We start from the raw sequence: 10,985 nt of genomic DNA, 5'->3' as shown, positions 1-10,985 counted from the left end.
ATAAAAATAGGACCATCCAAGTTGGATGATCCTTTGGTATTTCATGAAAGCCCACGATCGCTGAATAGTTGAACATCAGGTTTCCCGTTAAACTTTTGCATTCTTAAACAATGAAACCAGGTTCTCTGCTAATTGAGGTTTATAGAGGAAAAAATTCCCCTTAATTAGCAAATAGTACTGAAAACAGCTTAAATAGAGGGAGAAAATCCTCTTATTTGACTCGAATAACGTGAAAATAAGTAGCTTTGCTTTGTATAGAGGGAAAAACTCCACTTAATTTCCCCAAAAACTACTTCTAATCTCCATATAACAGTAAAATCTCCGCTTATTTTTCTATCCCTGATTACTCACTCTTCATCTTCCCATCTTTCGTATCTGCTAATAGAATGGCTATTTTTTGTGTTAGTTGATATGTTAATAAGCATTCTATTTTAGTTGTGAATTGTATCTTTCTCCTTATCAACCGAACGGGTTAAATTAATACGTATAGTAGGTAAGAAGCTGAAGTGTGAAAATGTACGTGTATTAATATGTTCAGGTGACATTAGGTGGATTTTTAACGAATCTATCATGAGAGATGGCCTCATTTATGATTGGCATATGTGAACCTTCTTGTCTTCATCTTCACTCTTTTCATAAGCTTCTGCCACCCCAAGTTGTTCAATGAAATTCTTCGATACCGTTTTATACGGCATGGTTATGTGGAAATCCCTCTCAAAAGGATAAGGATAAAGGGTCACTTGGTTTTCATTCAGCCATTCAGCTGTGATGGGCCGATGATCAGGATGAAACACTTCCGTATTCTTAAATCCGTTCCGAAACCACGGATGCTCTTCTTCTTTACCGACACCCGGTTCGTTCAGGCACAGATATAAAGACAGATTATCCGAGAATTGGAGTAAGTGGAAATGCTGCTGCAGTAATGCTTCATCCATGTCAGGAAACGACTCCTTTAGCCTCATTTGTCTTCTGGCTTCACCAGTTAAAAAGACAAGGCAGTCTTTATTTTCAGAGTGGGAAAAGAAGGAGGAGAAGTGCAGGCTGCATAGGAGACTCGCATAGGTGTTCACTCTCTCAATCTCGTCCACCCCGATTTTATAGAATGCGAGCTTTGGCAGAAGGGGGTAGTCTGAAAAGGTATAGGGGGTCTTCTCCCTGTCATTCCAGATCGGGGTCTCGTCCAAACCGATCCAGCTCCGGTCGTGCTGATAGGCTGCATATAAGGCATCGCCAAAGAATGAATCTGATTTTAGTAGAGAAGGCTTGAAGTGCTTGATGAGTTCGCCTGATAAAAAGGCGTGGTCGTGCTGTTTGATCATAATAAATGAATCCTTGGTTTCACGAATGATCATGATGGTGGGCTCCTTTCTATGGGCTTGACTATGAATCTATTATAGCAAAGGTGTAGTCTAATACAGGAAAAAATATGGTAGAAGTGATGAGGAAGGCAGTCTTTTCTACAAAACAAAAGACCGAGAGCAAGTATCTGCTTCCGATCTTTTGTCGTCAGTGGTGTGATTCATGATTTCCACTATCATCTGGAGTTTGGTCATTCAGGGCTTCGACATCAGCCTTGGATAGCTCACCGACAGCGAAAGGCAGGGTCGGCATGATGGTGGATCCGTTGTTTGCGGCATGGACCTTGATGTAATAGAGTCCATCTTCGGTCAGCTTTTTGCTGAATGTATAATTCCCGTCTCCGGCATTATCGGCTTCCTCCATCTGATCATGGAAGGAGCCATCACCTTTCCATATTTCGACATGGACAAAATCAGCATCATCGACGGATTGACTGTTTTGTGTGAGAGCAATCTTGATCGGCTCACTTCCGGAAAACTCTTCAGGCATGGTGATATCCGCTTGAAGCGGGGATTCCTGACGGTAAAGCTCGGCTGCATCCTCTTTCGGGGAACAGGCTCCGAGCATCATGCAAATGAGGAGGAGACCAATGTATGTCGTACGATTTTTCATGAAGCATCGTCCTTTCTTATTCCGCACCGAGGAATTTATTTAAAGCCGGGATTCGTTTGATAACCAGCCAGTCAAGAAGCAAGATGACAATCAAGGAAACTCCAACCAGAGGGAAGAGGATGCCCAAGACAATCATAAGAAGCAAGAAGAGCTTCATTTTCAAGATGCTTGGCGCTTTCGGTGCGCCCATTTCTTTTTTCGGTTTCCGCTTTAACCATAGATAGAATCCGCTCATCACCACCAGGATGATCCCTAGGCAAATGAAGAGACTGATCAATTGGTTGATGAAACCGAATTGTGTGCCGGTATGAAGGGTAATGCCCATGGCGACGATTTTCCCGCCAATACCGTAATGGTCGAAGCGATAATCAGCCAGGACAGCTCCAGAATATTGATCAAGGTGCATGGTGACCTCATTCTGAGCTTTTGCAGGAAAGGCAGATAGTGTATAGACGCCTTTCTCACCCTCAGGGATGTACACCGTGTAACTCGGGTCGATTCCTTCTCTGTCGGCGATGCTCACGACGTCATTGATTGATACGGGAGTGTAGCCTTCGAGTGCCGATACAGGGACTTCCAGGTTTTCCGCTGCCCATGGGACATCGGCGATTTCTTTTGTTTTCACAACGGACTGTGGTGCTTCTCCTGTCCAAATCGATGGAGGGTATCCGGCACCTGCGTTCGTCATGAGATTCTGGAAGTTCGTTCCCCAGAAGCCCGACCAAGGCAAGCCTGTCATGATCAGGAACAGCATTCCCGCTGTAATCCAGAAAGCGGGTACAGCGTGAAGGTCACGGCGCAGGATGCTTTTTCCTTTACCGAAACGGGGGAAGAACACTCCCGCCAGCTTGTCCTTCTTACGTGGAAACCATAGGAATAACCCAGTGACAATCAGAACGATGGCCCAGGAGGCGACAAGCTCAACGATACGGTCTCCGAGAGTTCCCGCCATCAGTTCCCCATGGAATTCCACTATTTTATCCATGATCCGGTCTTCAGGCTTTAACTCGCCAAGTGATTTTCCGGTGTAGGGATCCAGGAAGACAGTGGCCGAACCTTCGTCGGTGCTGATACCGATTTCACTGGAGCGTTCCGGACTTTCTCCCGGACGATACTTGGTGATTTGTGCATCCGGGTGGAGTTTCTTCACTTCTTCGATTTGTTCAGAAGCAGGAAGTTTTTCCCCTTGTGCTTTCACTTCGTAATACTCTTTGTAAAGATTTTGTTCGATCTGGGGCTTGAATAGATAAATGGACCCCGTCACAGCCAGGATGAGCAAGAACGGGGAAATGATGATTCCCGCATAGAAATGCCATCTCCAAATCGTTTGATAAGGAGACATGTTCGATTTTTTACGCATAGTAGTTTCCTCTTTTCTTAGTCATGACAGCAGTCTGAGCCCGACATTTCTTCTGAAATAACCGCGATGGCCTCTTGAAAGCTGTGAAGATGCCCTCCAAATCCCGTTTGGAATTGACGGGCCTGTTTGTTCGATTCGAATGCGATCACCTGGGGCTGGCAGCAGTTCAGGTTTAAGTCGGCATCGATCAGGAAAGTAGCGGTCTTCCCACTTATCGTCATATCCGTTAAGAAATCACGACACATGATCTGCACGACCTCTCCCTGGATGTCCCCGTAACGGAGTAATCCACAGTGAGGACAGCAGGCCAGCTCAATCGTGTGATCCTTCTTCACTAATTGAACCGACCATCTGGAAGTCGCCCCCTTCAGGCAATAGATACAGGTATTCGTCGGAATGCCATGTTCCTTGATGGTTGAAATGCCATTGGAGGTTTTGTGGACCCTGTTCTCTTTAAGGAGAGGCTTCAAGTCCCGATACACTGTCATTTCCGAAACCTCAAGGCGGGAACTGATTTCCGATACACGAAGTGTCCCTTCCTCTTCCAGCCAGGTTAAAATTTGTTGTTGTCTGTCGATGGGCAGCATAATCCAACGTCCGTCCTTTCGAATGAAATCTCTTTATAGTTAAATAGTATGGAAGGATCATAGGTTATTCAAGAGAATGATTGTTGGTAAATGTGAAAAAATGTTGATTTGTAACACAATGGACAATTGTACTTCATACTTATCACACAAATGGGTTTATCGGTTATGGATTTTTGATAGAGGGGCACTTAGGATACGTATCCCAATCTGATTTGGATCATAGAATCTCTCAGATTTTCATATTGATTATGAAGGGTTTGGAGGAATGGGAAGGGAGTTTGCTTAGAAACAGAATGAGTCTCCAAGGGTCTGTCCCAAATGAAAAAGGGCTGAAAAAACTCAGCCCTTTCTTTATTTCGATAGATTTTCTTTTTTAGGTGTCACGAGGATCTTACATTGTGATTTATCATTTACCAATGTTTCGAATCCTTCTTTTTGGATGTCTTCTAAATCGATTTTTTTTGTTATCACAGCGTCCGCATTGATTTTGCCATTAGCAAGCAGTTCAATGACTTCCGGGAAACTTGTGCTGCTATAGCAAAAGGCTGTGTTGATGCGCTTTTCACCGATGATGTGCCAGTTAGGCATGAACGAAACCTCTTTTTCATAAATAGCGACAATCATCATTTCGCCGTCTTTTTTAAGTGCTTCTAGTCCTGCTTGGAAAGTCGGTTGTACCCCTGCAGCCTCAAACGTTACATCCGCTCCGCCATTGGTCATTTCCATGACTGTTTGAACAACATCGTCTTCTAGAGGATTGATCACGTGAGTGGCGCCCATTTGGAGAGCTTTATTACGGCGTTCTTCAGAAACTTCAGCCACGATCACCTGGTTCGCTCCCTTAATTTTGGCTATTGCCGTAACGAGTAGACCGATTGGGCCTGCCCCGAACACAACGCAATTGTCGCCTGCCTTCAGACTACTCTTTGTCACAGTATGATAAGCAACGGAAGCCGGTTCTACAATTGCCGCATGTTCAAAAGAAAGATGCTCTGGTAAAAGGTGAAGATTTTCTTCTCTCACAACAATATAACTCGTAAACGCGCCGTCTTCGGTAAGACCTTGAATGCCAAAGTTGTCACAAAGATGCTTTTTATCGTTTTGACAATATTCACATTCGCCACAGTATACGATGGTTTCGCCGGCAACGCGATCACCGGCAGTGACACGACTTACCCCCTCGCCCACTTCTACGACTCTTCCGGAAAATTCATGGCCCATGACCATGTTCCCGGCAGTATTTAAAGGTCCTGCCACATACTCATGCAGGTCACTTCCGCAAATTCCGCACCATTCGACTTCAATTTTCACATTGCCGGGGCTTACCTTTACTTCTGGAATTTCTTCTATACGAATATCTCTAGCTTTATAAAATTTAGCGGCTTTCATTATGATAAAACCTCCTAATAGTTATACGATTTGATATGAAAATAACCAAAGAGTAGACATATATAGCACTGGATTGTAAGCGCTGCACATCAAGTATAATAAGGGGCGAAGGAAAGTGGGACAACCAATAGTTTTCATGAAATTGTTTAATATCCAACATATATTAGCAAAATGTATAAAAAAACGACTTTCATAAAGGACCTAAGGTGGGTAAAGATGGATAAACGGATAAAAAGAACCAAAAACAGTATTCGAAACGCATTGTTTACCATTTCGGAGAAAAAAGGGATACAGCATGTAACGGTACAGGACATCATTAACAAAGCAGATATCAATCGGGCAACCTTTTACTATCACTATAAAGATAAGCAGGATTTAATAGAGAAAACTGTCGAGGATTTATTGGCCGGGGTTGCAAATAGTATACAGATACCGGAGTCCGTCCATACTTTGTCGATATCGCCTATCCTCCTATATTGGCAACATTCAAGCATGTAAAGGAATATATTGAATGGTACAACATGATCCTCAGTGAGAAGGGGATACCGGATTTCCCCTGGAAAATGGTGATGATCATCCAACGCTCTGTTAGAAGCAATATCTCTCTTTTGCATGAAAGGAAATACGATCTAACGGTAAATGATGAGTTTTTAGTCAACTATATTTCAGGAGCACTTGTTTCACTCATCATCGATTGGGTGGAAAAGGGGACACCAGAATCACCGGAGTTCATGGCGGATCAGATGGCAAATGTCATGACGCACGGGGTGTATAGAGGGAAGAATGAATAGCAGCTTGTTGTTATTTGGTTGTCATGTATCGTTCACGAATGTTCAGTGTCCAAAGTGTCCTTATTCTGGACAGTTTGGAACCTCCCCCCGATTTAAATACTGATAAATCAAGCTTGGCACAATTCTTGCAATGTAAAAGTTGAATAGATAAAAAAGGGAGGCCATTCAATGAAGATCAGTGAATCAATTGCCATCGTGACAGGCGGAGCGTCAGGGCTAGGGGAAGCGACAGTGAGGCAGATCATCAAGGAGGGCGGAAGAGCGGCCATATTGGATTTATCCGATGAAAGAGGCCAATCGCTTGTGGAAGAACTGGGAGAAAGAAGTATGTTTGTCAGGACCGATGTAAGTAGTGAGGAGGAAGTCTCCCAAGCTATTCACAAAGCCGTGGAGTCTTTCGGAAGTATTAATACGGTTGTCAACTGCGCAGGTATCGGTATTGCGTCCAAGCTGATATCACGAAAAGGAATTCATTCACTTGATACGTTTTCTAAGGTGATTTCGATTAATTTAATCGGCACCTTCAATGTGATCCGATTGGCATCGGAACACATGGTGAAGAATGAACCGGGCGAATTAGGTGAGAGGGGTGTCATCATCAATACGGCATCGGTAGCAGCATTTGAAGGACAGGTCGGACAGGCTGCCTATAGTGCCTCGAAAGGTGGAGTCGTCGGAATGACCCTCCCAATTGCAAGGGAACTTGCTTCGTATGGTATCCGGGTGATGACGATCGCGCCAGGATTGTTTCATACTCCAATGTTTGAATCGTTACCGGAGGAGGCAGTTGAATCCCTTGGAAAAATGGTTCCATTCCCTAAGCGTCTTGGACACCCTGATGAATATGCCCAATTGGTGGAAAGTATCCTGACTAACCCGATGCTGAACGGGGAGACCATCCGTCTCGACGGTGCCATTCGCATGCAGCCGAAATAATGAGATACTAATAGTAGATAGATTACGAGATCGGAGGAATCAAAGCCTCTGATCTTTTTTTGTATTTAAGACTATTATTTTTTTAGTGTATTCAATAAGAAATTGAGGAAGTGACCTTTATTACACAAAGCTTTATAATAAAAGTAACAGATTGAATTTTCAGATTTTAAGGGGGATTGTCATGATTCAGTTCCGGGATATGGTCACAACCGTCGAGTGTGTGATGACGGAAGATACCACATTGAAAGAAGCCATTCTTATCATAAAGGAAAAGAAGTGGAACCTCCTGCCGGTTACAGACCGTAATCGGAACCTCCAGGGTGTGTTCACACGCAGCGGATTATACCAAATGATCCTGGATCGGATGCCGCTTGAGACACCGATCAAAGCTTACATAAAAAAAGATACTCGAACGATTCGGGTAGATACGCCCTATCACGAAATCGAGGAGCTGGTGAAAACCAGCAAAGCGGGAACGGGGATCGTCCTGGATGAGGAAGGCAAAGTGATGGGGTTACTGACCAAAACAGAAATGGTCATGACGTTATTGAAATCAGCCAATACCTTAAAGGATCAGCTGGAAACCATCTTGATGCATTCGGGTGTGGGCGTATTGATGACGGATGAACAGTTACAGGTCATCTATGCTAATGAAGCGTTTTCGACGATCACGGGACGCTCCATCGACTCCATTCATTTTCACCATCTTCACGATGTATTTCCAAGCCTGGAAATGGAGAACCATGGACATTACCATGATGAAACGTATCAATGCATCCTGCATATTTCGACCTATGAAACCGTGAACCATAAGCAAGGAAAAATCGTTCTCTTCCAGGATATTTCCGAAATTGAAAAGATGGCTGAGGAGCTGCAAACGGTCAAAAAATTAAAGCTCACCATCGAAACGACATTAGAGCATGCGTACGATGGCATCTTGATGACGGATGAACGGAATACCATCACAATGGTCAGTCCACCATTACTTGAACTTTTCAATCTCGAAAAGTCTGAGGTGCTGCATCGGGATGCGGACAGTGTGCTGCCCCAGTTGAAACTTCGGAATGTCTTTCAGACGGAAACAGCTGAAATCAGTGATTTTAACGAAAGGAAAGGCATTAAATATATTGTGCACAGAATTCCGATCAAGAAGGATGGCAGAGTCATCGGGGCCATCGGGAAGGTGATGTTCCGTCAATTAAATGAAGTGAGTGAGCTGTTTAAGAAGCTGCAAAAGGCTGAAAACAAGGCAACCTTTTATCACCAACAGCTGCAAAAATCCGAAGCAGCTAGGTTCACCTGGGAACATATTCTCAGTGAATATCCCTATATGGAAAAATTAAAAAAGAGTGCAGCCAAAGCAGCGAAAGGCAGGTCGACGGTGCTGGTCAGGGGGGAAAGCGGGACAGGAAAGGAATTGTTCGCCCATGCCATCCATAACAGCAGTGCCAGAAGCGAGGGCAAATTTGTCATCGTCAACTGTGCAGCGATCCCTGAGGATTTGCTCGAATCTGAGTTTTTCGGGTATGAGGAAGGTGCTTTCACTGGAGCGAAGCAGCGGGGGAAAGTCGGGAAATTTGACCTGGCCAATGGGGGAACGCTGTTTCTCGATGAAATCGGCGATATGTCGATTGCCCTTCAGGCCAAGCTGTTACGTGTTCTGCAGGAGCGTGAATTTTACCGGGTCGGGGGAAATGAACGCATCAAGGTAGATGTTCGGATCATCGCGGCCACCAATCGGAATCTGGAGAAAATGGTGAAGGAAGGGGAATTTCGGGAGGATCTCTATTACAGGCTGAACGTCATCTCCTTGAATATTCCTCCATTACGTGAACGTGTTCATGATGTGGAACATCTTACCCATAAACTCATGATTGATCTCAATTCCATGCTTGGCACCAGCATCACCGGCATTTCTGCCCAAGCGAATACAGCGCTACTTCAATACGACTGGCCGGGAAATGTACGGGAGCTTCGAAACGTACTTGAGCGTGCCATGACGTTTGCTGAGCATGGAAACATTCAGGTGGAGGACCTTCCGGATTATCTGGTCTCGAAGCTTTCAGAACCACTTATTCCCACCGTCAGTCTGGCAGAGAATGCGGAACTTGGCGCTATTAAAAAAGCCCTGAATCAGTCAAATGGAAACAAAGCACAGGCAGCCAGGCTACTCGGGATCAGTCGTTCAGGATTATATGAAAAACTGAAGAAGTACCAGCTGTCCGTATAGAACGGTTAAGCCTTTCGTAGAAACTGTCCAAATCAAGGTGTCCAATTTCTGGACACCTTGATTGCTATTCCATCGTACGATCCCTTATGATGATTGTTTTCTGAAAGTTGGCACAATTATTGCATAGATAAGAATGAATGCGCTTTCGAATATTTGATCAATAGGGGGAAATGGAGAATGGATATCGGTTCTTATTTAGCACAAAATGCGAGAAAGAAGCCGGAGAAGCTGGCGGTTGTATGTGAAGGAAGAACTTATACGTATAAGCAGTTGAACGAAGAAGTGAATAAACTGGCCCATGGTCTTCTTGGTCTCGGGATCCGTAAAGGTGACAAGATGGCACTGATGATGAAGAATTCTGATCAGTTTGTGCTTGCTTTCTTTGCAGGTGCCAAGATCGGGGCGGTGATCGTGCCTGTCAATTTCCGTCTGACGTCATCGGAGGTTCACTATATTCTCGAACAGTCCGAATCGGTTGTCGTCTTTTGTGATGAAGAATTCGAGGAGACCGTCACTTCTGCCAGGGAAGGTACACCTGTCCTGCACGTGATTACGACAGGAACTCCGAAAACAGTGGGGCATCATTCATTCGACCGGGTGCCCGTTTCGAATACAGAGGATCCGTCCGTTCACGTCAGTGACGATGACGATCTGGAGATTTTATATACATCCGGTACGACGGGAAGACCTAAAGGAGCCTTATTCGATCATAAGCGAGTATTCAATGTCGGGCTTACGATGATGATCAGTATGGGCATCAACGAGGAAGAGAACTTCCTTCATATTGCGCCGTTGTTCCATTCCGCCCAGCTGAATCTGTTCCTTCTGTCAGGGGTTGTATTGGGAGCGACTCATGTCATTCACAGGGATTTTCATCCGGTGAAGACCCTTGAAGCGATACAGGAGCATAAGATCACCCACTTCTTTGGGGTGCCTGCCATGTATACCTTTATGCTCCAGGTGCCAAATGCCGCCGATTATGACCTGTCTTCGATTAAACGGTGCGGATATGGTGCAGCACCGATGGCTCCTGAGGTCGTCCGGAAAAGCATCGAATTGTTCAAGACAGACCAGTTTTATAACTTGTGCGGGTTGACGGAAGCGGGACCGGGAGGAATCCTGTTAGGTCCGGAAGGCCACAAAGCTCATCTTGGAAAAGGTGGAAAAGCCGCATTCTTGACCGAAGCGAGAGTGGTCAATGAAGAAGGAAAGGACATTACACCAGGTGTGGTCGGAGAGTTCATCCTTAAGGGTGAGTCGATCATGAAGGAATATTATAAGAAGCCTGACGAAACGGCGAAAACCCTGAAGGATGGCTGGCTGTATACGGGGGATCTCGCGACGATTGATGAGGAAGGCTACATCACCCTCGTAGACCGGAAAAAGGACATGATCATCTCAGGAGGGGAAAATGTGTATTCCATCGAAGTCGAGGAAGTTCTTTATGAGCATCCTTCCGTGCTTGAGGCAGCCATCATCGGGCTCCCTGATGAAACGTGGGGAGAAGCCGTCTGTGCCGTCATCGTGCCGAAACAGGGAGCAAGCATTGATGAACAGGAATTGAAAAGCTTCTGTCGTCAGAAACTTGCAGGCTACAAGATTCCAAGAAGAATCTTTGTGGAAGACGCCCTGCCGAGAAATGCTTCCGGGAAAATATTGAAATTTCAGCTGCGCCAGTCTCTAAACGGAGTCAAACAATAACCAAAATGTGATTTTCATAG

General features: G+C 45.0%; 10 protein-coding genes. 5 read left to right on the top strand and 5 right to left on the bottom strand.

Annotated elements, in window-relative coordinates; genetic code table 11:
- Positions 1-587: 587 nt before the first annotated feature.
- From ACXAF2_RS17095 to ACXAF2_RS17075, 5 genes are all read right to left on the bottom strand, one after another.
- Positions 588-1,352, bottom strand: coding sequence for a DUF3891 family protein (locus tag ACXAF2_RS17095; protein ID WP_475140376.1), 765 nt, complete (start codon positions 1,350-1,352; stop codon positions 588-590).
- A 154-nt stretch (positions 1,353-1,506) separates the two neighbouring features.
- Positions 1,507-1,971 (bottom strand): FixH family protein, encoded by a 465-nt coding sequence (locus tag ACXAF2_RS17090; RefSeq protein ID WP_475140374.1) that lies wholly within the window; start codon positions 1,969-1,971, stop codon positions 1,507-1,509.
- A gap of 16 nt (positions 1,972-1,987) precedes the next feature.
- Positions 1,988-3,331, bottom strand: coding sequence for a PepSY-associated TM helix domain-containing protein (locus ACXAF2_RS17085; RefSeq protein WP_475140372.1), 1,344 nt, complete (start codon positions 3,329-3,331; stop codon positions 1,988-1,990).
- A 17-nt stretch (positions 3,332-3,348) separates the two neighbouring features.
- The gene (locus ACXAF2_RS17080) at positions 3,349-3,918 is read right to left on the bottom strand and encodes a DeoR family transcriptional regulator (RefSeq protein WP_475140370.1); all 570 of its coding nucleotides are present in this window, start codon (positions 3,916-3,918) and stop codon (positions 3,349-3,351) included.
- Between the two features lie 351 nt (positions 3,919-4,269).
- Positions 4,270-5,307 (bottom strand): 2,3-butanediol dehydrogenase, encoded by a 1,038-nt coding sequence (locus ACXAF2_RS17075; protein WP_475140368.1) that lies wholly within the window; start codon positions 5,305-5,307, stop codon positions 4,270-4,272.
- A gap of 216 nt (positions 5,308-5,523) precedes the next feature.
- On the opposite strand from ACXAF2_RS17075, the gene ACXAF2_RS17070 reads away from it, so the two are divergent.
- From ACXAF2_RS17070 to ACXAF2_RS17050, 5 genes are all read left to right on the top strand, one after another.
- The gene (locus ACXAF2_RS17070; RefSeq protein WP_475140366.1) at positions 5,524-5,805 is read left to right on the top strand and encodes a TetR/AcrR family transcriptional regulator; all 282 of its coding nucleotides are present in this window, start codon (positions 5,524-5,526) and stop codon (positions 5,803-5,805) included.
- A gap of 23 nt (positions 5,806-5,828) precedes the next feature.
- Positions 5,829-6,098, top strand: a complete 270-nt coding sequence (locus tag ACXAF2_RS17065) for a TetR-like C-terminal domain-containing protein (protein ID WP_475140365.1) — start codon at positions 5,829-5,831, stop codon at positions 6,096-6,098.
- A 168-nt stretch (positions 6,099-6,266) separates the two neighbouring features.
- The gene (locus ACXAF2_RS17060; protein WP_475140364.1) at positions 6,267-7,034 is read left to right on the top strand and encodes a 3-hydroxyacyl-CoA dehydrogenase; all 768 of its coding nucleotides are present in this window, start codon (positions 6,267-6,269) and stop codon (positions 7,032-7,034) included.
- Between the two features lie 181 nt (positions 7,035-7,215).
- Complete coding sequence (locus ACXAF2_RS17055) at positions 7,216-9,264, top strand: sigma 54-interacting transcriptional regulator (protein ID WP_475140362.1); 2,049 nt, start codon at positions 7,216-7,218, stop codon at positions 9,262-9,264.
- A 177-nt stretch (positions 9,265-9,441) separates the two neighbouring features.
- Entirely contained in the window at positions 9,442-10,965 is a 1,524-nt protein-coding gene (locus tag ACXAF2_RS17050) for a class I adenylate-forming enzyme family protein (protein ID WP_475140361.1), read from the top strand.
- Positions 10,966-10,985 lie beyond the last annotated feature (20 nt).

The organism is Rossellomorea sp. ABR4_004, from assembly GCF_056159585.1.
Note: the sequence above shows the minus strand (reverse complement) of the source record. Positions and strands in the feature narration are given on the sequence as shown.